Source organism: Rhodococcus sp. BE178 (assembly GCF_050433545.1).
Taxonomy (GTDB): Bacteria; Actinomycetota; Actinomycetes; order Mycobacteriales; family Mycobacteriaceae; genus Prescottella.
Map to the genome: position 1 here is coordinate 196,272 of NZ_JBNPXA010000005.1, position 24,505 is coordinate 220,776.

Below are 24,505 nucleotides of genomic sequence, written 5' to 3' on the forward strand. Positions count from 1 at the left end.
GGGCGCGGGTAGCCGAGTGCCGTACCGAGCGAAGGAGAAGAGTCGAATGTCCACACTGCCCGATCCGCCCGAACCCGTACTGGAGACCGCCGCAAAGGAACTGGCGGACGCGACCTCACCGCATCCCCGCATCTACGAGGTTCCACCCGAGCAGGGACGCAAGATCCTCGCCGACCTGCAGAGCGGCGACGGGGTGGACCGGCCGGAAGTCGAGGACGAGTGGGTGGACGTCCACGCCGGACCGCACGGCCGCGTGCGGACCCGGATCCTCCGCCCGGCCGGCGCGTCCGGCGATCTGCCCGTCGTGATCTACATCCACGGCGCCGGCTGAGTCTTCGGCGACGAGAACACGCACGACCGACTGGTTCGGGAACTGGCCGTCGGTGCGGGCGCCGCGGTGGTGTTCCCGGTCTACGACCGGGCGCCGGAAGCGAAGTACCCCGTCCAGATCGAACAGAACTACGCCGTGGCCCGCTGGGTCGCGCAGCAGGGCCGCGAGCATCGCCTGGACACCTCCCGGATGGCCGTGTGCGGTGACTCCGTCGGCGGCAACATGGCGACCGTGCTGGCGTTGATGGCGGCCGACCGACGCGACGTGGCGCTGTCCGCGCAGGTCCTGCTGTACCCGGTGACCGACGCGAACTTCGAGACCGCGTCGTACCTGCAGTTCGCGGACGGCTACTACCTCAGGCGAGACGGCATGAAGTGGTTCTGGGACCAGTACCTCCCCGACCCGGCGCAGCGCGGTGACATCTACGCCTCAACGCTGCAGGGAAGCCCACAGCGGCTCGCCGAGATGCCGACCACGCTGGTGATCACCGACGAGACCGACGTCCTGCGCGACGAGGGCGAGGCCTACGCCGCGAAGCTGCGCGCGGCGGGCGTGGACGTCACTGCGGTCCGCGTCGCCGGCATGGTCCACGACTTCCTCATGCTCGACAGCCTCCGCGACTGCAGGGCCACCGTCGTCGCCCGCGAACTGGCGATCACGGCGCTGCGAAAGGCGCTGTCCGGGTAGTCCGTTTCGCTGCGCGGGCTCCCCGGGGCGAGCGTGGCGTCAGTTCAGCTCGATGTCGATGGGGTGCGTCGCGAGGAGCGCGAGGGGGAGTGGCTGCCGACGCAGCACCTGACCCCAGACGTCGGCGCGGGGCGGACTGATCACATCGGACGCCAACGCCGACAACACGATCCAGTCGTCGTGTTCGATCTCGGCGTCGAGCTGCCCGAGCGTCCAGCCGGCGTAACCGGCGAAGATCCGCAGGCCCTCGATCACCGGAGCGATGGGCTCGGGGTCGGCATCGAGGTCGACCATCACGACCCGGCCGTCGATCCGGCGCAGTCCCGGGATGCCGGTGATGTCGGCGCCCGTCCGCAGCGTCGCCAGGCACAGCGCGGCGTCACGAGTGACGGGCCCGCCGATGTACAGCGCCTGCGGTTTGGCGGCGAGAGCGGTCCACTGCGGCAGCACCTCCTGCACGGAGGTGTCGCTGGGCCGGTTGAGGACGACGCCGAGACTGCCGGCGTCGTTGTGTTCGATCACGTAGACGACGGTCCGCCGGAACGTCGGCTCGGCGAGGTCCGTCGACGACACCAGCAGGCTGCCCGGCCGCACCGCCGGCTGTGCCGGGGCCGTGCGGTCCTCAGGTTCCTCCGAGTGCGCCACCGGGTCATCATCTCATCGACGGGCCCCGGACGGGAGATTCGAACGCGAACGAATTACGCCGCGTCGGGATCGGGCTGCGCGACCGTCCCCGGCGCGGGCACCGAGCAGGACGCACCGCGCGGCACACCAAGCTTCTGCAGCAGCAGGCTCATCGGGCACCAGCCGACGATCCCGTAGAGCACCAGATTCGCGGACGCGAACGCCGTCAGGCCCCGCCACTTGGGCGAGTGCGTGCGGCCGAGCAGCAGGCTCGTGCCCACCACGGATCCACCCAGCAGCGGGACGATGCGTTCGACGGTCCAACCGGAATGCTTCGGCAGTGCCATGTTCGTGTACTCCTCGTGTGACGTGACGGTCAGTCCGGAGTGGTGATCGCGAGGCCGGCGCGGCGCCAGGCGTCGATGCCGCCGCGCACCAGGTAGGTCTCGGCGCCCGCCCGGGCCAGCTGACGCGCCGCGTTCGCCGATCGTCCGCCGGAACGGCAGATCACGACGACGGGTCGACCCGCGACCACGTCGATGCCGTCGTCGATCACCTCGTGCAGCGGCAGGTGGGTGGCACCCGGCACGTGGCCGGCGTCCCACTCCGGACGCGATCGCACGTCCAACAGGACCGCGCCCTCCTCGACGAGGGTCTGCGCCCTGCTCGCGTCGACCGTTCCGTACGACTTTCGAAAGATGCCCACGACGTTCGACCCTAGGGCCACCCTGCTCGCTCACTCCAGACCCCCTGGGGGGATCCTTTCTCCACCCGCGACTTTATACCCCTAGGGGTATGTCGTCGACGTGTCGTCGGCCACGTTCCGACAGCTCAGTCCAGCCCCAGGATCCGGTCCAGCACCGTCAGGTGGTGCTCGAAGAGCGCCGCCGGATCAGCGAAGGTGTCGGCGCCGTACTGCCCGAACACCTCGAAGTTGATCGCACCGAACAGCGCCGCCCAGGCCATGACGCCGCGCGCGAGCAGCTCGTCGGGCACCGTCAGGCCCATCTCGGCACGGATCCGATCGAGGTCGGCGGACAGCCCCGGGTCGACCGGCGCCGACGACGACAGCGGTGTCAGCGCATCCGCCCGGTGCGCCCCCTCGATGATGCCGACCAGCGCGACGATCACGCGCGTACCCGGACCGGTCGTGCGCTCCGCCGGCGCGTGATAGCCGGGGACCGGGCTGCCGAACAGCAGCGCATAGCGGGCGGGCTCCCGGATCGCCCACGATCGCACCGCGTGGGAGAGCGCGTGCAGCCGACCGCGGTGATCGTCGTCCGCCAGCGCATCGACGGCGGCATCCACCTCCGCACCCAGCTCGGTGTAGCCATCGATCACGAGCAGCGTGAGCAGCTCGTCGCGGCTCGCGACGTACCGGTACACCGCCGACGACACGACGCCCAGATCGCGCGCGACGGCACGCAGCGACAACGCGGCCGCGCCCTGTGTTGCCAGCTGCTCCCGTCCGATGCGGGTGATCTCGGCGAGCGTCTGCTCGCGGGCGCGTTCGCGGGGGGTGACCGTCATGCACCCACCCTGCCCGAGAAACGAGAGCACTGTCAACAAAAGAGAGCAGTGCTCTTGACAATGGCCCCGACCCGAGCGCATCGTAGAAAACGAGAGCAGTGCTCTCGATTCCGAAATCCTCTTCGAGAAAGCGAGCACGTGATGTCGAATCTGCAGGTAGTGACCGGTGCGGGCCCCGTCGGCTGGACGGTCGCCGAACAACTCGCCGACGCCGGCTACGACGTCCGGGTCCTCACCCGCTCGGGTAGCGGGCCGGACCATCCGCGGATCGAGCGCCGCAAGGTGGACGTCTCCGACCCGACCGCCCTCGCGGCCGCCCTCGACGACGCCACCGCCGTCTTCCACTGCATCCACGGATCCGCCTACGACGCCCGCGCCTGGGAACGCGAACTGCCCGCCGCCGAGCAGGTGGTGCTCGACGCCGCCGGACGGATAGGCGCGGTCGTGGTGTTCCCGGAGAGCCTGTACTCGTACGGCCGCCCGGACGGCCCGATGACGGAGGACGGCCCGCGCGACGCGACCACCGGCAAGCTCGGTGTCCGCACCCGTCTACTCGCGGCCCGCGCGGCGCACCGCACACCGACGGTCAGCGTCGTCGCGTCCGACTTCTTCGGCCCGCACGTCCTGACCGCGCATGCCGGCGAGCGGATGGTGCCCCCGGTGCTGAAGGGGAAGACGATCCGGGTGATGGGCCGCGCCGACGTCGCCCACTCGTTCACCTACGTCCCCGATCTGGCGGCGGCCATGATCACCGCAGCGCACGATCCGGACCGGTGGAACACGGTGCTGCACGCGCCCACCGCTCCTGCGGTGACCCAGCGACAGCTGGTGGAGGCGTTCGCGAAGGCCGCGCAGGTGCCGACGCCCACGGTGGGCACGCTGCCCGGGTGGGCGCTGCGGGCGGTCGGGACGGTGCACCGCCCGACCCGAGAGCTCGCGGAGACGCTGTACCAGTTCGAGGCGCCGTTCGTGATGGACTCGCGTCGCAGCGAGGAGGTCCTCGGGCGCGCACCCACCCCGTTGGACGAGGCCGCGGCCGTGACGGTCCGGTGGTGGCGGCAGGAGTTGGCGACGGCGGGCGCCCGATAGGGTCACCATGTGCGCACATGGAATCCGTCGTCTGTCCGACAGACGTGGAGTTCCGCGGCCACCACACTGCGGCACTCACCGGGGCTGGGCCGCCTGACGGCGGTCCGGTTCGCGAGCCAGTTCGGCGACGGACTCTTCCAGGCGGCGCTCGGCGGGGCCATCCTCTTCAATCCCGAACGCGAGACCGAACCGCTCGCCATCGCCGCCGGATTCGCGGTCCTGCTGTTGCCGTACTCGGTGATCGGTCCGTTCGCGGGCGCCCTGCTGGACCGCTGGGACCGGCGGGCGGTGTTGCTGTGGGCGAATCTGCTCCGGGGCAGCCTGATCCTGTTGATCTCGGCGCTGCTGATCGCGGGCGCCGGGGAGACGCCGCTGTTGCTGATGGCACTCGCCGCGATCGGCGTCAGCCGGTTCGTCCTCGCGGGCATCTCCGCCGCGTTGCCGCATGTGGTGCGGCAAAGTTGGCTGGTACCAACAAATTCGGTGCTCGCATCGGCAGGATCGGTGTTCTCGGCGGTCGGGGCAGGGACGGCCGTGGCCGTGATCGCTGGGATCGGCGAGGGCGATCTGGGCTCCGGCGTCGCGGTGGCGGTCGGGGCGCTCGGATCGGTGATCGGCGCGTGGGCGGTGCACGGATTCGGCCGTCGCGCGCTGGGCCCCATGGACGGCGTCACCACCGCACGAGGCACGGTCACCGCCGTCCTGTCCGGCCTGCGCACCGGCGCGACGGCGGTGTGGCAGGCGCCCGGGGTCACCACCGCGATGATCGGAATCGGCGCCCATCGCATCGCCTTCGGCGTCAACACCCTTGTGATGGTGCTGATCCTGCGCGACCCCGCGTCGAGTGGCGCGCTGCCCGGCGGCCTGGCCGGATTCGGTGTGGCCGTGGGGGCGACGGCCGCCGGCATGCTGCTCGCGGCCCTCGCCACCCCCTGGTTGATTCCCCGCCTCGGACGCCCCCGCACCGTGACCGTCGCACTCGCGTTCGCAACCGTCGTCCAGTTCACGCTGATCACGACGCTGTCGCAGCCGCTGCTGCTGGCCGGTGCGTTCCTGCTCGGGTTCGCCGGGCAGACCGTCAAGCTCACCGGCGACGCCGCGATGCAGATCGAGATCGACGACGACCGCCGCGGCCAGGTGTTCGCGCTGCAGGACACCGTCTTCAACATCGCCTTCTGCGCTGCCGTGGCCGCCGCCGCGACGGTGGTCGCTCCCGACGGCCACTCGCTGGGTCCGGTCCTCGCGGCCGGTGGCGTCTACACGCTGGGCCTGGTCGCGATCGCGTGCAACGCGCGCCGCACGGTCGACTGACCGGTCACCGCACGTCCCGCCGGACGGTGTCCACACGGCCGTCGGTGTCGGTATCGCTGAGTTGCACCGACATCCGGCCCGGATCCTCCTCGGCGACCAGCACCGTGTCGAACCGGGCCGGATCCCGCGTCGAGACCAGCACGACGTCGGGTTCGCCGTCGCCGTCGAAGTCGACGAGCGCGTCGTCCGCCGCACCGTCACCGTCGTAGTCGATGCTCCGCCACCCGGCCGGATCGGGTGGTGCGGGAGACCGCGGCGCGGGGACCGGGTGCACGGATTGCTGTGTCCGCGAGACCTGCTGGTCCCAGACGCCGGCGTGCACGGGGTCCGCGAAGTACCGCGCCGATGCCGCCCCGACGTCCAGCACGGAGCGGTCGGCAGCACCGTCACCGTCGCTGTCCCACATCGCGTCGTCGAACAGACCGTCCCCGTCGAAGTCCAGACGCACCGCGTCGAACTCGCCGTCGGCGTCGAGGTCGAGATCGGCCAACGAGGTCCACGTGGTGGTCGCACCGTCCCCCGTGCCGAACCAGTACTCGAGTGATCCCATACCTCTGTGGACGCACCGCGACGTGACACGGTTCCGTCACGGTCACCGGGATTGTCGGTGAACACCCCCGCACCTCGGTGCTACCTTTCCTCGAAACACCAGGTAGTGAACGGTTTCGGACCAATCGCCCAGGGGTGAACCATCATCAGACGCCTGACGTCGATGCTCGCCGTCACGGTCGCGGGCCTCGCGCTCACCACCGCCCCCGCACTCGCGGAACCCGCGACGGGGCCCACCAACTCGTGCGGCGAGGCGGGATTCGATCCGTCGGCGCCGGACCCGGAACCGCCGCCGCCGACGTCCCCGCCCGTCATCGGGGTCCCGCTGCCGTACCCGCAGTTCGTCCCCGTCCCACTACCCGATCCCGCCCCCGACCGGACCCGGGTGGCGCAGGATCCCCTGCCGGCGGACCCCTGCCAGGACCCGTGCCCCGACCTCACCGATGCGACCGACGATCCCGGCGGGCCGGACGCCGCACCCGGTTCGTCGGGTTCGGGATCGGGCTCGAGTTCGGGATCGGATTCGGGATCCGGTTCGGGTTCGGGTTCGGGTTCGGGATCCGGTTCGATCACCCTGCCGCGCATCCAGATCCAGCCGCGGCCCGAGACCGTCCCGATTCCGGTGCCGGGCGGCGACCCGGGTCCGGATCCGCAGCCCGCACCGCCGCTCGACATCGGCACGATCGACCCCGGGCCCGTCACCGCACCGCTCGGCACCCCGGCTGTGGGGGCGGTGAGTCTGGTGTCGCAGGTGACCGGGCCCGGATCCGAGAACCGCACCGACAAGCGGTGGCAGGTCGACGGCACCGACCTGGGCATCACGTGGGAGAGCCGTCCCGGCGAGGTCGCGGTGGCGTTCGGCGACACGTTCGGCGCGGACTGGCAGCCACCCGGTGCGAACGGCCGGGACTGGCGCAGCAGCGTGCTCGGGCACAGCACCGACACCGATCTGTCCGACGGCATGACGATCGACAGCATGGTGCAGGACAGTCGCTGTCACGCCGCCGAGATCATCGACGCCCGGCACATCGCGAACTGGGAGACCACCGCCATCCCCACGTCGGGCTTCGCGATCGGCGCCCGCCAGTACCTGAGCTACATGTCGGTGCGCCGCTGGGGCGAGCCCGGCATGTGGGTGACGAACCACGGCGGCATCGCGTACTCCGACGACAACGGTCAGACGTGGACCAAGGATCAACATGCCCAGTGGGACAATATCTTCGGACAGGGCCTGTTCCAGGTGACCGCGATGGTTCCGCAGGGCGACCACGTGTACATGTTCGGCACCCCCAACGGCCGGATGGGCATGATCGGCCTCGCCCGCGTCCCCGCCGGCGAGCTACTCGACACCAGTGCGTACCAGTACTGGGTCGACGGCAACTGGGTCCCGGTGGTGGAACACCTCGCCACACCGCTCGTCTCGGGTCCCGCGGGCGAGCTGTCCGTGCGCTACGACGCCGATCGGCAGCGGTGGCTCATGAGCTACCTCGACCAGGTCGACGGACGAATCCTCCTGCGGCAGTCGTCGAGTCCGCAGGGCACCTGGTCCGACGGCGCGACTCTCGTCGACAGTACCGAGTACCCGAAGACGTACGGCGGTTTCATGCACCCCTGGTCCACACCCGACGAGCTGTACTTCACGATGTCGGAATGGGACAGCTACAACGTCTACCTCATGCGGGCGAAGTTGAACTGACCCGAGCCGACGCGAACCGACCCGGGCTACGTGAACGATGCGTCACCCGGCTCCGGAACCCTGAGCCGGAACGTACCGACCGCTCCCGTCCGGAGCGAGGACGGCGGCGGATCCGACGTAGCCGCCCGGCGGGCACCCCGGGTGCTCGCTCTGCCGGCAGTACTCCGGGGAGATCCGATCGGTGGGGGTCACGGACGTCTCGGAAGTGGTCGACGTGCCGGACGCGGGTGGGGGAGCAGCGGTCTCGTCTTCGCAAGAGGTCACGAGCAGCGGCACGGCCGCCGCGACGAGCAGAGTCTTCCAGCGGCGAATCATCGTTCCCTTCCTTTCGGCGGGACCTGGTTCGACGATACGCCCGGGTTGTCCGCTCGGAGGTGGGCGATTCCCGACGCGCCTCGAGTGCCGGCGGACCCGCTGCGCGGCGGTGGCGACTCAGGTGGTGACGGCCCGCTCCGGCAGATCCGCGATGATCGCGGCCAGGTTGTAGCCGCTGGTCCGCAGGCGTCCGTTGGCACCCGTCCGGGGATACTCGCTGTGGCCGGACGCGCCGTCGCGCGTCACTCCGTCGGGTGTCGTGGCGGCATCGGTCGCGAGATGGGTGAAACCGTCCGTCGCGTACGGTCCACCGCCGAACGGTCCGGGGCCGAACCGGTTGAGACGGGCGATCACGTCACCGTCCGCCGTCATCTCGTACGCATGCCCCGGAACCAGTCCGAGATCGCTCGGCGAGCGGACGCCGACCAGGCCGGGGGAGCCGTAGACGACCAGGTCGTCCACCGGGTGGTGGCCCGGTTCACGCAGCGCCAGACCGGTGGTGACCGAACCGTACGAGTGCCCGATCGCGGTGATGTGCGGATCTGATCCCGTGTGCGCGACGCCGAGGCCGTCGTAGAACCGCGCGAGGTCCCGCGCCCCGGCGCGGGCCCGATCCTCCAGTGCCACAGCCAGTCCACCCTCGATCCGGTCGGTGATGCTCCCCGACATCTGCGGCGTGTCGTAGCCCACCCAGGCGATGGTCGCGACCGTCTCGTGTTCGCGTCCGGGCGTGGCGCGCATCTGGATCCGCGACTCGCGCTGCAGCGCCCCGGCCTCGTCGGCCATCGAACCGAGGGACCCGCGCACGGTGGAGTTCAGCCCCGGCGTGGATACCGCGATGTGATCGGCCGTGTCCGGATCACCGATCGCCACGGCGGCGTGAACCTGCTCGCCGGAGCGCACCTCCAACAGCAACAGCCTCCGGTCCGGGTGCTGCTCGAGCGCGCTCTGTACCGTGTCGATATCGGCCAGCCGCCGGCCGACGTCCACGAGTTGCTGTCGCGCAAAGAGCGATTCGAGGTTGTTCGGGCTCCGCACTCGATCCGACAGCTCCCGTCGCGTCGCCTCCAGTGCGGCCCGCTCGACCGGCAGACGATCGACGTTGGCCCGGTGGCGCACCGCGGCCGGTAGACCGTCCCGGTTGCCGACGCTCGCGGGCGTGGTCTCGATCAGCATCCGCTGCTGCCCCGTCGTGAGCGCATCCCACCACGTGCGGTTCGCCTCCGCACTCGCACCGTCCGGGGGCGGCGGAACGGTCTGCACCCCGGCCCATCCGGTGCCCGGATCACCGGCGCGGGGAAGCTGGGCGAACGCGGTGGCGATCAGCGACGTCACCCGGCCGTCGGCCGCGGCGAGTTCGCCGAGTGCAGCCCGGATCATGGTCTGGTGCCGGCGCGCCCGGTGGTCGAGTACCGCCGTCGCCATCGCTGCGCCCGACCCGGATCCCAGTGCGGCCAGGAAGATCCCGGGCGGGACACCGACGGCGCCGTCGTCCGCCACCTCGAATCCCTCCGCCCGGGCCGCGGCGACCGTGGCGAGGACGCCGTCCCGCGCCCCCTCGAGTTGCGCCGCACCGGAATTCGCCGCTTCGGCGGCCGCCTGCAGTGCCGACGCGGTCCGCGTCGCGATCGCGCCGATCTCCCCGGCTCGCGCCCATGCCGCGTCCGCGGCGACGCCACCCCAGTGATCTCGCGCCCCGTCCACCGCCCGCACGTATCCGTCGATCTGCGCGTCGACGACACGGGCGCACCTCTGCCACTGCGCGCCCTGACCCCGCAACACCGACGGAGCCCACGACTCCGCGAGCGACACCGTCGGTGTCGTCACCGACCGCCGTCCGATCCCCGCAGTCCCGCAACGAGTCCGACGAGAGAAACGGCCTCGGCGGTGTCGGCGCGCGCGTACCCGGCCGCGGCCCTCGCCGTGCTCGCGGACCAGTCGTGCAGCCGGCCGGCGACGACGGCCAGCACGTCCGACACCGCCCTCGATCCCGCCCCGCATGCCCGGCCCACCCGTGATCCCAGCAGTCCGGTGCCGGTTGCCGCCGACTCCGTGCCCGCCCGCGCGTCCGCGATCACGTCCCCGATCGCCGACACGGTCCGCGCGGTCTCGCCGAGCCGGCCCGGATCGACCCACATCTCCGCCATGACACCCCCCTCCGTCCGCATCCCCCGGATCCGTTCCGGACGATACTGCAGCCGTTTCGCGGTATGAGACGATCGCCGCCGGTCACCGACCGCGGATCACGAGGGGAGACGGGATGAACCACAGAGCACCGGGGCACTCGCACGGATGGACCGAAACCGTTGTCGACCAGCAGGATCGGCTGCTGATTGCCGCGGCGACCCGTCGATCGCGCGCCGAGTCCGCGGACGGGGCCGTCGCGGTCGAGGCCACGGCCGACGGACTTATCCACAACTGGCACATCGGGGAGGAACTGCGGGGTACGGACGTGCGCGAGGTGGTCGCGGCCGTCGTCCGGCTGCAGCACGAGGCGGTGGCCGACGCCCGGGCCGAACTGGCCGCGGCCGCCGCCGCGCTGCGCGAGGACCCCCGCTTCCGCGCCGTGGTCGACCGTCACGTCGACGCGATCGATCGGCCGGTCGTGTCCGAGACGACGCCGGACAACGACGGCTACTTCGCGCACCTCACCGTGTGGGATCGCGGCTGACGAATCCGAGTCTCTCGGGTCACCAGACGGGTCGCGGCGTGCCGCCTCTCCCGATCTCCTCGAGCGCACGGACCAGAGATGCCATCGTGTCCGCGCCCAGCACCGCACTCGCCGCATGCCAGCGCGCCAGGGCCGCGTCGGTGGCCGCCGCGGTCACGTCCAGCCCCGCGGAAGTCAGTCGGACCAGCTGCGCCCGGCGATCTTGGGGGTGAGGTTGCTTGTCGACATAGCCGGAGGCCGTCAGCTCGTCGACGATGACAGCGGCCGACTGCTTGGTGATGCCCAGGAAAGCGCCAATCTCACTGACCGTGGCACCGTTCCCGGCAACCCGGACGAACACGAGACCGTGCGCCGGACGCAGCGTCGAATTCCCTTGCACGACAATGGCTTCGTTGATCTGCTCGGCCAGCGTGGACGCGGCGCGCATCAGCAGCATCAGCAGATCGGCACGAGGCTCATCCCTTGACATACCGTCAGTCTACCTGTCCAATAAAGACAGCTAAACTGACGAGAAGGGGGTTCGCGATGCCAGTCCGAAAAGATGGTGACCATCTGACACACCGAATGCACGAGTCTCGATTCCACTCCTACGTGGCACCGTCTCGTGGCAGCCGACAGCTGTGCGCCTGGCGCACAGACCTGGCACCCGGGTCCGACGGTGCCCCGCACACCGTCTCGCACGAAGAGGTCTTCCTCGTGCTCCACGGCTCACCCACAGTCACCCTGGACGGCCGCCGAACTCCGCTCGCCGCCGGAGACGTCGTCCTGGTTCCGGAGGCGGCAACGGTTCAGCTCGACAATCACGGCGACGGCACGGCCTCGCTGTGGGTGACGACATCGGTGGGGCCTGACCGCCACCACCGCCGACGGTGGCATCATCACGCCCCCGTGGACTCGATGATCCAGTCGGCGGGCAACATTGCGGGCGCCTTCGGGTGCTGCCCGGTTCACCGCGCCGGGTAGACCGCCACCTCGGTCGCCTTGACGGCGAACCACACGTCGTCGCCGGGGGCCAGATCGAGTTCGGCGACGGCGGTGGCCGTGACGTCGGCAACCAGACCGGCCGAACCGTCGACGTGATCGTCGGTGCGGACACGAATCGCGTGCCCCCGTCCCTCGATCTCCGCGATCCGTACCCGGAAGATGTTGCGGGGGCTGCCTTCCGGATGCTCGCGGTGGACTGCGACAGCGGTGGGGGAGAACACCGCGACGGCATGGTCCCCGTCGCCGCACCCGTCCTCGCCGATGCCACTCACCGCCCCCGCGGCGGTGTCCAGGACGCCGTCGCGGATCTTGCCCGACAGCAGGTTGATGCCGGCGATCCGGGCCGCGAAGGCGCTGCGCGGCCGGGTGAGTACCCGGTCCACGGATCCCTGCTCGACGATGCGCCCGCCGTCGAGAACGACGGCCCGGTCGGCAAGCGAAAGCGCTTCCAGCACATCGTGAGTCACGAGGATAGCGGTCCGGTCCCCGGTGCGCAGAACCCGGCGCAGCAGGGCCCGCAGCGCCGGCGCGGCGGCGACGTCCAGTGCCGCCATCGGCTCGTCGAGCAGCAGCACCTGCGGGTCGGCGGCGAGCGCCCGCGCCACCGCGACCCGCTGTGCCTGACCGCCGGACAGTTGCCGCGGCCGCCGCGCCGCGAGGGCAGCCGCATCCACCTCGTCGAGCCACCGCTGCGCCGAGGCATACGACTCGCGCCGCCCCAACCCCGCGCTGCGCGGGGCGAATGCGACGTTCTCTCGGACCGTGAGGTGCGGGAACAGCAGCGCCTCCTGGGCCAGCAACGCCACCGATCGCTGGTGCGGCTGCACCGCAACATTTTTCGCGACATCGGTGAGCACCCGGTCGCCGAGTTCGACACGGCCGGAGTCGGGTCGCAGCAGCCCGGCCACCACGTCCAGCAGCGTCGACTTGCCGGCCCCGTTGGGGCCGAGCACCGCGAGCACCTCGCCCGGAGCGACGTCGAGCTCGACGTCGAACCCGCGGGCATCGACCCGGGCCCGCACGCTCAACCCGTTCACAGCGCACCGGCCGCGCGACGCGTGCGGGCCCCGAGGACGATGGCGACGGCCACCACCACCAGCACCAACGACAGCGCGACCGCGGCCTCCGGATCGGTCTCCCGCTGCAGGTAGATCTCCAGCGGCAACGTCCTGGTGACGCCCTGCAGGCTCCCGGCGAACGTCAGTGTCGCGCCGAATTCGCCGAGGGCGCGCGCGAAGGCCAGCACCGCGCCCGAGATCAGTCCGGGCAGCACCAGCGGCAGGGTGACCCGGCGCAGCACCGTCGTGGGTGGAGCGCCGAGCGTGGCGGCCACCGCCTCGTAGCGCCGCCCGGCGGTGCGCAGCGCGCCCTCGAGACTGATCACCAGGAACGGCAGCGCGACGAACGTCTGCGCCAACACGACCGCGGTGGTGGAGAACGCGATCTGGATGCCCGCCACCTCGAGGTGCTGCCCGATCAATCCGCGTCGGCCGAACGTGTAGAGCAGCGCGAGGCCGCCGACGACGGGAGGCAGCACCAGCGGGAGCAGCACCAGCGCCCGCAGCGCTGCGAGCCCGGGAAACGAGCAGCAGGCCGACACCATCGCCATCGGCACCCCCAGCAGCACACACAGCAACGTGCTGATCGAGGCCGTCTTCAGACTCAGAACCAAAGCGTCCAAGGAGGATTCGGAAGTGACGAGCTCCCAGAAGTTGGGCCAGTCGACCCCGACGAGCATCGCGACCAGCGGCAGCACCACCAGCAGCGCGCCGACGGCCGCGGGAACGTAGATCCAGACCGGCAGACCGGCCGGAACCCGTACCCGCGGCCGCACGGTCACGGGGCGCCGAACCCGGCCTCGGACAGGACCGCGCGGCCCTCCGGACCGGTGACGTACCCGGTGAATTCGCTCGCCGCCTCCGGGTTCCCGGAATCCTTCAGCACCACGATCGGGTAGGTGTTGACGACCTTCGTCGCCTCCGGAAACGGGATCTCCGCGACCTTGTCACCTGCGGCGGTCGCGTCGGTGACGTACACCAGCCCGGCATCGGCCTGACCGGTGACGACCTTGCCGAGCACGTCGGTGACCGACGATTCCTCGCTGACGGGAGTGAGGCGGATCCCGGTGGCGTCCTCGATCTTCTGGGTCGCCGTGCCGCACGGCACCTGCGGCGCGCAGACCACCACCTTCACGTCCGGGCGGGCCAGGTCCGCGAACGACGCGATGTTCGCCGGATTACCGGGCGGCACAACGATGGTCAGAGTATTGGTCGCGAAGTTCACCGGCTCCGACGCCGTCAACCCCGCCTGGACCGCCTTCGTCATGTTCGCGGTGTCGGCCGACGCGAAGACGTCGCCCGGGGCGCCCTGATCGAGCTGAGCCACCAGGTCGGACGATCCGGCGAAGTTGAACACGACCCGGGTGCCGGGATGCTGCTCCTCGAAACGCTGCCCCAGTTCGGTGAACGTCGACTTCAGCGACGCTGCCGCGAACACCGTGATCGAGTCTCCGCCCTCGGTTCCCGCGTCGGTGGCGCCGCTGCACCCGGCAAGGGCCGTCGTCAGCACCGCGGCGACCGCGACCACCGCACCCCGCATCCACCTCACGACGGGACCCCCGGCGTCTCGACGATCACGGTGGTCGCCTTCACGACGGCCACCGCGATGCTGCCCGGTTCGAGCTTCAGCTCGCGGACGGCCTCGGCACTCATCAGCGAGACGACGGAGAACGGCCCGCACTGCATCTCCACCTGGGCCATCACCCCGTCGGCGACGACCCGGGTGACGAGACCGACGAACCGGTTGCGGGCCGAGCTGCCGACCCCGAGCGGGTTCTCGGGCGTGGGCGCCGCGTTGGCCCGCGCGTACTCGGCGAGCTGCTTTCCGTCGACCACCATGCGGCCGGAGTCGTCCTTGTGGGCGGCGAGGGTGCCGGCGTCGACCCACCGGCGGACGGTGTCGTCGCTGACGCCGAGCAACTGGGCCGCGTCGCGTATCCGGATGTCTGGCATTCCGGGAGTCTAGATCCGCAGACGCGGAAGATTCAATCGATTCGATCCGCGGATGCGTGCTTGCGACCTAGCTCTCCGGCTGCTGGTTCTCCGACTGCTCCGCCCACCACTTCAGCAGCTCCGCCTCGGCCTCGTCCCGATCGAGCGGTCCACGGTCCAGGCGCAGCTCCTTGAGGAACTTCCACGCCTTACCCACCTGCGGGCCGGCCGGGATGCCGAGCAGTTCCATGATCGCGTTGCCATCGAGGTCGGGGCGCACCCGCGCCAGATCCTCCTGCTCGGCGATCCGGGCGATCCGCTGCTCGAGGTCGTCGTACGTGGCCTGCAGCGCCGCGGCCCGACGCTTGTTGCGGGTGGTGCAGTCGGCGCGCACCAGCTTGTGCAGCCGCGGCAGCAGGTCACCGGCGTCGGTGACGTAGCGGCGCACCGCCGAATCCGTCCACTGCCCCTTGCCGTAGCCGTGGAAGCGCAGGTGCAGGAACACCAGCTGGCCGACCTCGTCGACCATTTGTTTGGAGTACTTCAGCGCCCGCATCCGCTTGCGGACCAGCTTGGCGCCCACCACCTCGTGGTGGTGGAAGCTGACGCCGCCGCCGGGCTCGTTGCGCTTGGTGTCCGGCTTGCCGATGTCGTGGAGCAGCGCCGCCCAGCGCAGCACCAGGTCCGGGTCGCCGTCCTCGAGGTCGATGGCCTGCTTGAGCACCGTCAGCGAATGCCAGTACACGTCCTTGTGCTGGTGGTGCTCGTCGATCTCGAGCTTCATCTGCGGCACCTCGGGCAGCACGTGATCGGCCAGGCCGGTCTCGCACATCACGTTGATGCCGTCGATCGGGTGTTCGCCGAGGATCAGCTTGTCGAGCTCGGTGTGCACCCGCTCGGCGGTGATCCGGTCGATCTGCCCGGCCATGTCGACGATCGCCTGGTGCACCCGCGGCGCGAGCGTGAAACCGAGTTGCGAGACGAATCGGCACGCGCGCAGCATCCGCAGCGGATCGTCGTTGAAGGAGATCTCCGGCGCCGCGGGAGTGTCCAGGACGCCGGCGAGCAGCGCATCCATGCCCCCGAGCGGATCCACGAACTCGAACGTGCCCTCCGCATCGATCCGCACGGCCATCGCGTTGACCGTGAAGTCGCGTCGGACCAGGTCCTCCTCGAGCGTCGTGCCGTACTGCACCTCCGGGTTCCGCGTGACGCCGTCGTAGGTGTCGGTGCGGTAGGTGGTGATCTCGATCTGGTCGTTGCCCTTGGCCGCGCTGATCGTCCCGAACGCGATGCCGGTGTCCCACTGGTTGTCGGCCCAGCCGCGCAGGATCGCCTGCACCTGCTCGGGGTGCGCGTCGGTGGTGAGGTCGAGGTCCGTGCCGAGACGGCCCAGGACCGCGTCGCGCACACTGCCACCCACCAGGTACAACTCGTGACCCGCGTCGGCGAACCGGGCCCCGAGCGGGGTCAGCACGTCCGACAGGGCGCTCAGGGTCTCGTGCGCACCGCGCAGCAGTCGGGCACGCCGGTCCGCGTCGGGGGAAGGGGCATTCACGTGAGCAAACCTTACCGAGGTCGACAAATAGCCGGACGTGCATCAGTGACCCTGCACGCACGCTGGCGTGGGAGTCAGGCCGAACGGGCTCTGTCAACTACGATCGATGAGGTGTCCGCCGCCGAACGTGCCAACCGTAACCGCCGCTCCTCGCGGCGTCGCGGCACGGGCGCGGATTCCGCGACTCCGCACATGCGGACCGTCCGCGAAACCTCCGCCGGGGGACTGGTCGTCGACGGCCTCGGCGGCCCCGAGGACAAACTGTGCGCGGCCCTCATCGGGCGGACCGACCGGCGTGGCCGGCTGCTGTGGTCGCTGCCGAAGGGACACATCGAACAGGGCGAGACCGCCGAACAGACCGCGATGCGAGAGGTCGCCGAGGAGACCGGTATCCGCGGATCCGTCGTCGCATCCCTCGGCAGCATCGACTACTGGTTCGTCACCGAGGGCCGCCGCGTCCACAAGACCGTGCACCACTACCTCATGCGATCGCTCGGCGGTGAACTGTCCGACGCCGACATCGAAGTCACCGAGGTGGCCTGGGTGCCGCTGTCGGAACTGGACTCCCGCCTCGCCTACGCCGACGAACGCAAGCTCGCCGAGATCGCCGGTCAGCTCATCGCCGAGATGGAACCCTCGCGCGTCAGGGGGACCGACGCGGAATGACAGTGGCATCGCGTCCGGCATGGCGACGATCCGGTGCCAGAGTTCTCACGGCGCTGACGCTCGTCCTGATGATGATCGGCGCCGTCGTGGGCGCCGGGGCCGCGGCCGCCCAACCCACGACGCAGACCCAGCCCGAGTCGACGACCGGGGCGCCGGTGACGAAGTCGCGCGCACAACCGAAGTTCCTCGAACTGCACATCGACGACGTCACCCCGACCGCGGTGACCACCACGACCGACCCGGTGGTGACCGTCCGGGGAACCGTCGCGAACATCGGCGACCGGCCGGTCACCGACGTCGGTGTCCGGCTGCAGCGGGCACCCGCGGTGGGCTCGAGCGAGGAACTGCGCACCTCCCTGGACCTCGATCAGGGCGAGTTCGACGTCGTCGGACCGTTCGTGGAGGTGGCTTCCAGCCTCGAGGAGGGTGAACGCAAGCAGTTCACGCTGGCGCTGCCGCTGCGCTCGATCTCCGGGTGGTCGCTCGACATCACCGAACCCGGCGTCTACCCGCTCCTGGTCAACGTCAACGGAACCCCCGCGTACGGCGGGCAGGCCCGCCTCGACGACGCCCGGTTCCTGCTGCCCGTGCTGGGACTGCCCCGAGCGGCGGGGACCGCCGACAGCGCGCCGCAGGGCACCGACTCCGGATCGGTGACCGCGCCCGTCCCGCCCGACACGTCCGACCCGCTCGCGGTCACGATGCTGTGGCCGCTCGCCGACCAGCCGCGACTGGCGGCCGGGATCCCGGGCTCCGTGAACGACAAGGTCCGGCTGGTCGACGACATCCTCGCGGGCTCCCTGTCCCAGGGCGGACGGCTCGAGCAACTGCTCGCCGCCGCCGAGTTCGCCACCGGACCCGACGTCGACAAGGACAAACGGCTGACCGACAGCGTGTGCCTGGCGGTCGACCCGGACCTGCTGATCACCGTGAGCAACATGTCCGGCGGGTACCTCGTGGTGGACGACCCGGCGAATCCGTCCGGACCCGCGCACGAGGGCGCCGGACGCGACGCCGCGGCCGCGTGGCTCGATCGCCTGGAATCGCTCGCTCACAGCATGTGCGTGACCGCCGTACCGTTCGCGCAGGTGGACCTCGCGGCGCTGAGCCGGGTCGACGACCCGTCACTCACCGCGAGCGCACTGCAGTCGCCGTCCGACATCGTCGACTCGATCCTCGGGGTCACGTCGCTGCGCAACGTCACCTGGCCGGACTCCGGCGTCCTCGACGACTCGTCGGCGCAGATGCTGCACAGCCGCGGGCCGACCACGACGCTGCTGGCCGCCAACGCGGTGGAGTCCACCCAGTCGTCGGGCAAGACGGTGACGATCGCCGGTGGGGGAGCGGACGCCGTGACCGCCGCACTGTTCGACGTGTCCGCGGCCGCGGCGCTGGCGGCGGTCGGGTCCAGCCCGCAGACGCCGTCGTACGTGCCCGAGCGGGCGCGCTACAACCTGGACCGGGACTCGCGCACGGCCCGCCTGCAGGATGCGCTGGGCGCGGTGACCTGGTCGTCGCTGCAGAGCCCCGACACCGCGAGCCGAACGGTCGACCGTTCGATGCTGATCGCGCCGCCGCAGCTGTGGTCCGCCGACGGCGACGAGGCCGCGGCCGTGCTGTCGACGGTGTCGACGCTGCTCCGTACCGGACTGGCGACGCCCCGGCCGCTCGCGAAACTCGCCGAGCAGCGGCCCGCGACACCCGAGATCGCCTCGCTGGCCTACCCCCAGCGCGCGATCGTCGACGGCACCCCCGAATCCGTCGAACGGGGAGTGGGCGCGCAGGCGCCGCGCATCGACGAACTGATGCGGACCCTGGTCGATGATCCGCAGGTCCCGCTGACGCCGACCCGGTTCATGGCGCCGCTGCGCGAGGATCTGGTCCGGGCGATGAGCCTGTCCGGCCGACGCGACCAGAACACCGCGACCACGACCGCCGCCGACGAGGCCGCCCACGTCCGGGTGAACAACGTGGCGACCGCGATCGACGCCATGTACGCCGCGGTCACGGTCCTCGCGCCGGGCGGGGTGTACTCGCTGGCCTCCGAGCAGAGCCCCCTGTTGCTGGTGGCCCGCAACGACCTCCCCGTCGCGATCAACGTGAAACTGCGCGTCGACGCCCCCGACGAGATGCACGTCACCGACATCGGACCGCAGCAACTACCCCCGCGCGGCAGCCGATCGTTGCAGGTACCCGCGGAGGTCTCCGACTCCCGGACCATGGTGGTCGATTTCTCACTGACCACCGAAAGCGGCCAGAACCTGGGCGAACAGACTTCCGTCACGGTGCGGTCGAACGCGTACGGTCAAGCATTGGCGATAATTACCGCGTGTGCTGGTGCACTCCTGCTGTTCCTCGCCGGGCGACGCCTCTGGCACCGGTTCCGGGGCCAGCCGGATCGAGCCGACGAAGGGTATGAACGTCCATGACCGAGAACTCTCGCGACGAGGGCTATCGGTCGTCGGCGCGGCCGGCGCCGTGGGAACGGGGTCCCCAACCAACCCAGCAGAACCGTGACCAGCAGGGACAGCCACCGAGCGATCAGCGACCCGGGCCCCCGCAGGGACCGCGACCGATGCCGCCGGGCGGTCAGCAACCGCCGGCTCGGGGCGGGCAGCAACCGGTGCCCCCGCAGGGACCGCGCCCACCGATGCGTCCGCGCCCCGACCAGCCGGGCGCACCCCGCCAGCCGCAGGGCGCTCCGCGGCCGATGCCGCCGCGTCCGGTACCCCCGAACGGTCAGCGTCCCGTGCCCCCTCAGGGACCGCGACCGATGCCGCCGAGCGATCAGCGACCCGGGACACCGAGCGGTCAGCGACCCGGGACACCGAGCGGTCAGCGACCCGGGACACCGAGCGGTCAGCGACCCGGGACACCGAGCGGTCAGCGACCCGGGACACCGGGCGGTCAGCGCCCCGTTCAGGGCGGCCCACGGCCCACACCTCAGCGCGGTCCCGGTCCGATGCCCCCGAGCGGGCAGCGACCCATGTCACCGGGCGGTCAGCGACCCGTTCAGGGCGGCCCGCGCCCGGTGCCGCAGCAGGTCGGCCCGCCGCGGCCGATGGCCGCACATCCGGCCGAGGCTCCGGCTCCGGCTCCGGCTCCGGCTCCGAAGACCGAGACCCAGACCGCGACCCCCGACGAACCGCAGAAGAAGAGCCTGCTCGCCGCGACGGGATCGATCGCGTTCGCGACGTTGATCAGTCGCGGTACCGGCTTCCTCAAGCAGTTGCTGCTGCTGACCGCGCTCGGCCCGGCCGTGGCCAGTGCGTTCACCGTCGCCAGCCAGATCCCGAACATGATCTCCGAGCTGGTCCTCGGCGCGGTCCTCACCGCGATCGTCGTCCCGGTCCTGGTGCGCGCGGAGCGGGAGGACCCCGATCAGGGTGCCGCGTTCGTCCGAAGACTCTTCACGGCGGCGCTCGCGCTGCTGGGCACGGCGGCGCTGTTCGCGACGGCGGCCGCGCCGATCCTCACCACCTACGTCTTCCTACCGGAGGACGGTGAGGTCAACACCGAGCTCACGACGGCACTGTGTTTCCTGCTGCTGCCGGCGATCCTGTTCTACGGCATGTCCGCTCTGCTCACGGCGATCCTCAACACCCGGCAGGTGTTCAAACCCGGCGCGTGGGCGCCGGTGCTGAACAACGTCGTGGTGCTCGGCATCCTGGCGGCGTACTGGCTGGTGCCCGGCGAGATCTCGCTCGACCCGGTGAGCATCAGCGACCCGCACGTCCTGATCCTGGGGCTCGGTGTGACCGCCGGTGTCGTGACGCAGGCGGTGAGCCTGGTGCCCGCGATCCGTCGGCAGGGCATCTCGCTGCGGCCGCTGTGGGGGATCGACGACCGGCTCAAGCAGTTCGGCGGCATGGCCGTGGCGATCGTTCTCTACGTGCTGATCAGTCAGCTCGGCATGATGTTCGCGACCCGCATCTCGGCGGCCGCCGACGAGGCCGGCCCCGCGATCTACACCAATGCGTGGCTGCTGCTGCAGCTGCCGTACGGCGTCCTCGGTGTCACGGTGCTCACCGCGATCATGCCGCGACTGAGCCGCAACGCGGCCGCCGAGGACACCCCCGCCGTCGTCGACGACCTGTCCGTCGCGACCCGGCTGACGATGATCGCGCTCATCCCGGTCGTCACGTTCTTCACGTTCGCCGGTCCGCAGATCGGGCACGCGCTGTACGGGTACGGCAACTTCGGCGCCGGCAACGCCGAGCGCCTCGGTGAGGCCGTCAGCTGGTCCGCGTTCACGCTCATCCCCTATTCGCTGGTGCTGATCCACCTACGCGTGTTCTATGCCCGCGAGCAGGCCTGGACGCCGACGTGGATCATCCTCGGCATCACCGGTGTGAAGATCGCGCTGTCGGCGCTCGCCCCGGTGCTGTCGTCCGACAGCCAGCACGTCGTGATCCTGCTCGGCGTCGCGAACGGACTCGCGTTCGTGGCCGGCGCGTTGATCGGCGGCTACCTGCTGCACCGCAGCCTCGGCGACCTGCGGATGGCGAACGTCGGCAAGACGGTGTGGGTGGTGCTGCTCGCATCCGCGGCGGGTGCGATCTCCATGTTCGCGGCGGACAAGCTGCTGGGCCTGGATCGGTTGTCGGAGTCGTTCGGCGGACCCGGCGCGATGATCCGCGTCGCGATCACGGGCGCCCTCATGCTCGTGGTGACGTTCATCCTGATGTGGCTCGCCAAGGTGCCGGAGATCATGGCGATCACCGTGGCCGTCACGCGGAGGATTCCGGGACTGCGCGGTCGAGCCACGGCGGAGGAGGCACCGGCGACGGTGGCCATCGGATCCTCGTACGAGCCTGATACCGAATTGATTCCGGTCATCCGCGACCTCCCGCGGGCGCTCGATAGACCTGACGGTCTCCCGTACCCTGGACGCAGCGAGGCATACGTCGGCGGGGACTACATTCCCGACGAGTTCATAGAAGGAGCACGTGTGAGCGACGACGACGGTGCCGACAAGCGAACCGGCACGTCCGACGACGTCACTGGCGTCGAGAACGGCAACACCAAGGTGGCAGACGCCGCAACCACTTCGACGAATCCCACGGACGAGCCGTCCGACGCGTCGCCCGCTCCGAGCAACTCGGACGAAAACAACTCTGCAGCAGAGAATTCCGCCACCGCCTTCGACGATGCGGCCGCGAGCCGGGATCGCCGACGTCGTGGCGACCTGAACGTCGACACCGGTGTGTTCTCGATCGGTTCGCCGATGCCGCCGTTGCGCGTGGCCGGCGCCGTCCCGGAACCCCGTCCGCAGCTGCGCGGTCCGCAGCTGATGCCCGGGGCGTCGGTGGCCGGTGGCCGCTACCGCCTCCTCGCACCGCACGGCGGTGCCCGCGGACTCCAGTTCTGGCAGGCACTCGACATCAAGCTCGACCGCGAGGTCGCACTCACCTTCGTCGACGCCGATCAGCGCGCCGAGGGTCCGGCGGCCACCGGACCCGACGGGCCGCAGGCGATCCTGTCCCGGACGCTGCGACTGGGACGGATCAACTCGTCCGGGCTCGCGCGGGTGCTCGACGTGGTCCGCGGTAGTTCCGGCGGCATCGTCGTCGCCGAGTGGACGCCGGGCCGCTCGCTGAAGGAGATGGCGGACACCGATCCGTCGCCGATCGGTGCGGCTCGCGCAGTCCGGGCGCTCGCGGCGGCCGCGGAGGCGGCGCACCGTGGTGGCAGCGCCCTGTCCATCGACGATCCCGACCGGATCCGCATCAGCACCGCGGGCGATGCCGTTCTCGCCTTCCCCGGCACCCTGTCCGACGCCGACCCTGCCTCGGACGTGCGCGGGCTCGGCGCAATGCTGTACGCGCTCATCACCGCCCGCTGGCCGCTGGACGACGGCACCGAGTCGTCGGAAGGCATGCGCCCGGCCGACCGGGACCCGTCGGGTCGCCCCGTCGAGCCCCGCGCGATCCGGCCGGAGGTCCCGTTCGAGATCTCCGCCGTCGCGGTCCGGGCCCTCGGCGGCGACAGCGGCATCCGCGCGGCCGCGACGGTGCAGCACATCCTCGACCAGGCGACGGTCGTCGACCAGAAGACCGATCTCATGCCCGCGCTCCGGCTGGGCCAGCGGGCCCCCGGCAGCGACTCGCACGCACTGGCCGACCCGGAGGCGGTGGCGGCCGAGAAGCAGAAGTCCAACCGCACGCTCATCGCCCTGGTCTCGCTCGGTGCGCTCACCATCGTGGTCCTCGCACTGATCGGGTGGTGGCTCGCGAACCTGCTGGCGGGCGGCAACTCCGACGAACCGTTGACGAACCAGAACCTGGGTCTGACGACGACGGCAGAGGCGCCCGCGACGTCTGCGGAGTCCTCGGCGGCCGCCCCGCCGCCCGCGGCGACGCGTCCGGTCACGCCGGCGGGCGCCGCCGTGTTCTCGCCCCAGGGCACTCCCGACAGTGCCGCGAACGCCGGCCTGGCGATCGACGGCAACCCGGCGACGGCGTGGAGCACCGATGCGTACTTCCAGCCGTTCCCGGCGCTGAAGAACGGCGTGGGGCTCATGGTGACGCTCCCCGAGGCCGCGAACCTGTCCGCCATCCAGATCACCTCGACGAGCCCGGGGACGCAGGTGGAGATCCGCTCCGCACCGGCGCCGAACACCTCGCTCGACCAGACGCGTGTGATCGGCAACGGCACCCTCGAGGACGGCGTGACGGAGATCCCGCTGAAGACGGACGGCGCCACCAAGAACGTCATCGTGTGGATCACCGAACTCAGCACGAAGGGCGGCAAGAATCAGTCCGACGTGGCCGAGGTGTCCTTCACCGCCGCCCCCTGAGCCGGCCGCCGGCGGCGCCCCTACGACGCGTGACGGGCAATTGATCGGCTAACATCCGCCGGTGCGAATCTTCAGGGGGGTCGCCAAAGCTGATTTGTCGGATGCACAACTCTTGGCAGCGCACGCGTCGGGTGACGGGGGCGCGTTCGCGGAGCTGCTGAGCAGGCATTACGACCATCTTTGGCATGTTGCGAGGAGAACGAGCTACACCGTCGAGGACGCGGCCGACGCGCTACAGGACGCGTTGCTGTCCGCGCACCGTACGGCGGGGTCGTTTCGGGAGGATGCGGCCGTGCGCAGCTGGCTGCACACGATCGTGGTGAACGCGTGTCTGGACCGGATCCGGCGGAACCGTGTCCGTCCGACGGTGTCGCTGTCCGCCGACGAGACCGTCGATCCTCGCGACGAGCGTGACCACATCGCCGAGAGCGAGACGGCGATGCTCGTCGACCGGGCCCTGCTGCGGCTGTCGGCGGAGCAGCGCGCCGCGATCGTGGCCGTCGACATGGAGGGTTATTCGGTGGCCGAGGCCGCCGCGCGGCTCGGGGTCCCCGAGGGGACCGTCAAGAGTCGCTGCGCCCGCGCACGGGCCAAGCTGGCGGGACATTTGGAATACTTGCGAGATGTAGGGAACCGATCTTGATCTCCCGGCGTCTGAACTAATTGAAGGCACAATCGTGTCCCGGACATTGCGGGTTGGAGGTG

At 70.6% G+C, this 24,505-nt stretch carries 23 protein-coding genes and 1 pseudogene; 10 read left to right on the forward strand and 14 right to left on the reverse strand.

Going from position 1 to position 24,505, the window contains the following annotated elements:
* Positions 1-46: 46 nt before the first annotated feature.
* Positions 47-1,018 (forward strand): annotated as a pseudogene (locus J2X34_RS12025) (alpha/beta hydrolase).
* A 39-nt stretch (positions 1,019-1,057) separates the two neighbouring features.
* Here the strand turns inward: J2X34_RS12025 and J2X34_RS12030 are convergent.
* The 4 genes from J2X34_RS12030 to J2X34_RS12045 form a co-directional block, all read right to left on the reverse strand.
* Positions 1,058-1,663, reverse strand: a complete 606-nt coding sequence (locus tag J2X34_RS12030; RefSeq protein WP_114720198.1) for a YqgE/AlgH family protein — start codon at positions 1,661-1,663, stop codon at positions 1,058-1,060.
* Between the two features lie 53 nt (positions 1,664-1,716).
* A complete protein-coding gene (locus J2X34_RS12035; protein ID WP_114720200.1) occupies positions 1,717-1,989 on the reverse strand; it encodes a YgaP family membrane protein in 273 nt (90 codons plus the stop codon).
* A gap of 29 nt (positions 1,990-2,018) precedes the next feature.
* Positions 2,019-2,348 (reverse strand): rhodanese-like domain-containing protein, encoded by a 330-nt coding sequence (locus J2X34_RS12040; RefSeq protein ID WP_114720202.1) that lies wholly within the window; start codon positions 2,346-2,348, stop codon positions 2,019-2,021.
* 125 nt (positions 2,349-2,473) lie between these two features.
* A complete protein-coding gene (locus J2X34_RS12045) occupies positions 2,474-3,172 on the reverse strand; it encodes a TetR/AcrR family transcriptional regulator (RefSeq protein WP_114720204.1) in 699 nt (232 codons plus the stop codon).
* 141 nt (positions 3,173-3,313) lie between these two features.
* Here J2X34_RS12045 and J2X34_RS12050 point away from each other — a divergent pair, with 141 nt between their 5' ends.
* Together J2X34_RS12050 and J2X34_RS12055 are read left to right on the forward strand one after the other, a co-directional pair.
* A complete protein-coding gene (locus J2X34_RS12050) occupies positions 3,314-4,261 on the forward strand; it encodes an NAD-dependent epimerase/dehydratase family protein (protein ID WP_429517427.1) in 948 nt (315 codons plus the stop codon).
* 9 nt (positions 4,262-4,270) lie between these two features.
* Positions 4,271-5,572 carry an MFS transporter gene (locus J2X34_RS12055; protein ID WP_429517429.1) on the forward strand — a complete coding sequence of 434 codons (1,302 nt, stop codon included), beginning with the start codon at positions 4,271-4,273 and terminating at the stop codon, positions 5,570-5,572.
* A gap of 4 nt (positions 5,573-5,576) precedes the next feature.
* Here the strand turns inward: J2X34_RS12055 and J2X34_RS12060 are convergent, their stop codons facing one another.
* Complete coding sequence (locus J2X34_RS12060) at positions 5,577-6,122, reverse strand: hypothetical protein (protein WP_114720210.1); 546 nt, start codon at positions 6,120-6,122, stop codon at positions 5,577-5,579.
* 162 nt (positions 6,123-6,284) lie between these two features.
* Between J2X34_RS12060 and J2X34_RS12065 the strand changes: the two genes are divergently transcribed.
* Entirely contained in the window at positions 6,285-7,817 is a 1,533-nt protein-coding gene (locus J2X34_RS12065; protein ID WP_114720212.1) for a DUF4185 domain-containing protein, read from the forward strand.
* Between the two features lie 42 nt (positions 7,818-7,859).
* Here J2X34_RS12065 and J2X34_RS12070 read toward each other — a convergent pair whose 3' ends face one another.
* From J2X34_RS12070 to J2X34_RS12080, 3 genes are all read right to left on the reverse strand, one after another.
* Entirely contained in the window at positions 7,860-8,132 is a 273-nt protein-coding gene (locus J2X34_RS12070) for a hypothetical protein (protein WP_114720214.1), read from the reverse strand.
* A 117-nt stretch (positions 8,133-8,249) separates the two neighbouring features.
* On the reverse strand, positions 8,250-9,959 hold the full coding sequence (locus J2X34_RS12075; protein WP_429517433.1) for an alpha/beta hydrolase: 1,710 nt from the start codon (positions 9,957-9,959) through the stop codon (positions 8,250-8,252).
* Entirely contained in the window at positions 9,956-10,279 is a 324-nt protein-coding gene (locus J2X34_RS12080) for a hypothetical protein (protein WP_181818715.1), read from the reverse strand. The genes J2X34_RS12075 and J2X34_RS12080 overlap by 4 nt, the downstream gene beginning before the upstream one ends.
* Positions 10,280-10,392: 113 nt before the next feature.
* Between J2X34_RS12080 and J2X34_RS12085 the strand changes: the two genes are divergently transcribed.
* A complete protein-coding gene (locus J2X34_RS12085) occupies positions 10,393-10,803 on the forward strand; it encodes a hypothetical protein (RefSeq protein ID WP_114720220.1) in 411 nt (136 codons plus the stop codon).
* 19 nt (positions 10,804-10,822) lie between these two features.
* Here J2X34_RS12085 and J2X34_RS12090 read toward each other — a convergent pair whose 3' ends face one another.
* Entirely contained in the window at positions 10,823-11,272 is a 450-nt protein-coding gene (locus J2X34_RS12090) for a MarR family winged helix-turn-helix transcriptional regulator (protein WP_429517435.1), read from the reverse strand.
* 122 nt (positions 11,273-11,394) lie between these two features.
* On the opposite strand from J2X34_RS12090, the gene J2X34_RS12095 reads away from it, so the two are divergent.
* The gene (locus tag J2X34_RS12095; protein WP_429517437.1) at positions 11,395-11,766 is read left to right on the forward strand and encodes a cupin domain-containing protein; all 372 of its coding nucleotides are present in this window, start codon (positions 11,395-11,397) and stop codon (positions 11,764-11,766) included.
* Here the strand turns inward: J2X34_RS12095 and J2X34_RS12100 are convergent.
* From J2X34_RS12100 to J2X34_RS12120, 5 genes are all read right to left on the reverse strand, one after another.
* Positions 11,751-12,824: a sulfate/molybdate ABC transporter ATP-binding protein gene (locus J2X34_RS12100; protein ID WP_429517439.1), complete on the reverse strand. Its 1,074-nt coding sequence runs from the start codon at positions 12,822-12,824 to the stop codon at positions 11,751-11,753. The two genes, J2X34_RS12095 and J2X34_RS12100, sit on opposite strands and share 16 nt — an antisense overlap.
* On the reverse strand, positions 12,821-13,627 hold the full coding sequence (locus tag J2X34_RS12105) for an ABC transporter permease (RefSeq protein ID WP_114720228.1): 807 nt from the start codon (positions 13,625-13,627) through the stop codon (positions 12,821-12,823). The genes J2X34_RS12100 and J2X34_RS12105 overlap by 4 nt, the downstream gene beginning before the upstream one ends.
* Positions 13,624-14,385 carry a molybdate ABC transporter substrate-binding protein gene (gene modA / locus J2X34_RS12110; protein ID WP_429517587.1) on the reverse strand — a complete coding sequence of 254 codons (762 nt, stop codon included), beginning with the start codon at positions 14,383-14,385 and terminating at the stop codon, positions 13,624-13,626. Before modA ends, J2X34_RS12105 begins: the two co-directional genes overlap by 4 nt.
* A 5-nt stretch (positions 14,386-14,390) precedes the next feature.
* A complete protein-coding gene (locus J2X34_RS12115) occupies positions 14,391-14,798 on the reverse strand; it encodes a TOBE domain-containing protein (RefSeq protein WP_114720232.1) in 408 nt (135 codons plus the stop codon).
* A gap of 67 nt (positions 14,799-14,865) precedes the next feature.
* Positions 14,866-16,335 carry a CCA tRNA nucleotidyltransferase gene (locus tag J2X34_RS12120; protein WP_429517442.1) on the reverse strand — a complete coding sequence of 490 codons (1,470 nt, stop codon included), beginning with the start codon at positions 16,333-16,335 and terminating at the stop codon, positions 14,866-14,868.
* A 111-nt stretch (positions 16,336-16,446) separates the two neighbouring features.
* On the opposite strand from J2X34_RS12120, the gene J2X34_RS12125 reads away from it, so the two are divergent.
* From J2X34_RS12125 to sigM, 4 genes are all read left to right on the forward strand, one after another.
* Positions 16,447-17,001 (forward strand): NUDIX hydrolase, encoded by a 555-nt coding sequence (locus tag J2X34_RS12125; protein WP_429517444.1) that lies wholly within the window; start codon positions 16,447-16,449, stop codon positions 16,999-17,001.
* Positions 16,998-19,430 (forward strand): DUF6049 family protein, encoded by a 2,433-nt coding sequence (locus tag J2X34_RS12130; RefSeq protein ID WP_429517446.1) that lies wholly within the window; start codon positions 16,998-17,000, stop codon positions 19,428-19,430. The genes J2X34_RS12125 and J2X34_RS12130 overlap by 4 nt, the downstream gene beginning before the upstream one ends.
* 632 nt (positions 19,431-20,062) lie before the next feature.
* The gene (locus J2X34_RS12135) at positions 20,063-23,800 is read left to right on the forward strand and encodes a lipid II flippase MurJ (RefSeq protein WP_429517589.1); all 3,738 of its coding nucleotides are present in this window, start codon (positions 20,063-20,065) and stop codon (positions 23,798-23,800) included.
* Between the two features lie 61 nt (positions 23,801-23,861).
* Complete coding sequence (sigM, locus tag J2X34_RS12140) at positions 23,862-24,443, forward strand: RNA polymerase sigma factor SigM (protein ID WP_114720242.1); 582 nt, start codon at positions 23,862-23,864, stop codon at positions 24,441-24,443.
* Positions 24,444-24,505 lie beyond the last annotated feature (62 nt).

Bases quoted from the DNA above. Each gene is read 5' to 3' on its own strand.
- J2X34_RS12080 (WP_181818715.1), bottom strand. From the start codon at position 10,279: ATGGCGGAGATGTGGGTCGATCCGGGCCGGCTCGGCGAGACCGCGCGG.
- J2X34_RS12065 (WP_114720212.1), top strand. From the start codon at position 6,285: ATGCTCGCCGTCACGGTCGCGGGCCTCGCGCTCACCACCGCCCCCGCA.
- J2X34_RS12130 (WP_429517446.1), top strand. From the start codon at position 16,998: ATGACAGTGGCATCGCGTCCGGCATGGCGACGATCCGGTGCCAGAGTT.
- J2X34_RS12060 (WP_114720210.1), bottom strand. From the start codon at position 6,122: ATGGGATCACTCGAGTACTGGTTCGGCACGGGGGACGGTGCGACCACC.
- J2X34_RS12115 (WP_114720232.1), bottom strand. From the start codon at position 14,798: ATGCCAGACATCCGGATACGCGACGCGGCCCAGTTGCTCGGCGTCAGC.
- J2X34_RS12070 (WP_114720214.1), bottom strand. From the start codon at position 8,132: ATGATTCGCCGCTGGAAGACTCTGCTCGTCGCGGCGGCCGTGCCGCTG.
- J2X34_RS12135 (WP_429517589.1), top strand. From the start codon at position 20,063: ATGGCCGCACATCCGGCCGAGGCTCCGGCTCCGGCTCCGGCTCCGGCT.
- J2X34_RS12085 (WP_114720220.1), top strand. From the start codon at position 10,393: ATGAACCACAGAGCACCGGGGCACTCGCACGGATGGACCGAAACCGTT.
- J2X34_RS12045 (WP_114720204.1), bottom strand. From the start codon at position 3,172: ATGACGGTCACCCCCCGCGAACGCGCCCGCGAGCAGACGCTCGCCGAG.
- J2X34_RS12090 (WP_429517435.1), bottom strand. From the start codon at position 11,272: ATGTCAAGGGATGAGCCTCGTGCCGATCTGCTGATGCTGCTGATGCGC.
- modA (WP_429517587.1), bottom strand. From the start codon at position 14,385: ATGCGGGGTGCGGTGGTCGCGGTCGCCGCGGTGCTGACGACGGCCCTT.
- J2X34_RS12050 (WP_429517427.1), top strand. From the start codon at position 3,314: ATGTCGAATCTGCAGGTAGTGACCGGTGCGGGCCCCGTCGGCTGGACG.
- J2X34_RS12035 (WP_114720200.1), bottom strand. From the start codon at position 1,989: ATGGCACTGCCGAAGCATTCCGGTTGGACCGTCGAACGCATCGTCCCG.